This window comes from Sphingobium sp. DC-2 (assembly GCF_000722555.1).
GTDB lineage: Bacteria > Pseudomonadota > Alphaproteobacteria > Sphingomonadales > Sphingomonadaceae > Sphingobium > Sphingobium quisquiliarum.
The window spans coordinates 1-709 of sequence record NZ_JNAC01000159.1 but is presented as its reverse complement, the minus strand read 5'-3'; the positions used below and the strand labels follow the sequence as shown (position 1 = coordinate 709).

Annotated in this window: 1 protein-coding gene; it reads right to left on the bottom strand. The window is 57.8% G+C overall.

What is annotated here, in order from left to right:
* Window positions 1-27 precede the first annotated feature (27 nt).
* Window positions 28-255 (bottom strand): transposase, encoded by a 228-nt coding sequence (locus ET21_RS0123455; protein ID WP_081856856.1) that lies wholly within the window; start codon window positions 253-255, stop codon window positions 28-30.
* Between the last annotated feature and the right edge of the window lie 454 nt (window positions 256-709).

Sequence of the window (709 nt, the reverse complement as noted above, 5' to 3'; positions counted from 1 at the left end):
GGCCTGCTTTTACTCCGCCGCGCTGGCCTAAAATCCGACCGCCGTTGACAACGGCGGCAGGTCATGCGGCGGCAGCCTCCAGGCAGAACCCGCCCGAAGGAAGTAGAGAACGGCGTTGACCAGCTCGCGCGAGGTGGCCTTTCGCGGTCGCCCGCCGAGCCGCGCATCCGGGATCATGGGCGCGATCAGGTCCCACTGGCCGTCGGTCAGATCGGTATCGTAGCGCCGCCTCACTGGCGGCTTTCTCTTCGGCATCGGGCGGCGGCTCGCGTCGTTGGTCCGACGCCCTATGAATCATGCCAAAGCCGCCTTGGGAATCCTTCTCAAACACGCTCTAAGGCACCTCGATATCCAGAGCGGTACCGAACTAACGACTTGTGGGTAGTCGTAAGCTTCACCGGATGGCTACAATAGGCCGGCACCTCGCGTCAATGAGGCTGCTGAGGTTCTCGCCGTCACCCTATCAACGAACATCCCGTTCTTCGAGCTATAAGGCTATTTGGAAGCTTTAGATTGTTATCACTAAAGAGTTATACTGACGTTGGTTGCGGGGACCCGATGCCCCGTCAGTATAACAATCTTCTGAATTATACTGACGTTGGTTGCGGGGGCTGGCTTCCCCTGTTGGTATAACATTGCTTCCCGGAGTTATACCGACGTTGGTTGCGGGAGTAGGATTTGAACCTACGACCTTCAGGTTATGAGCCTG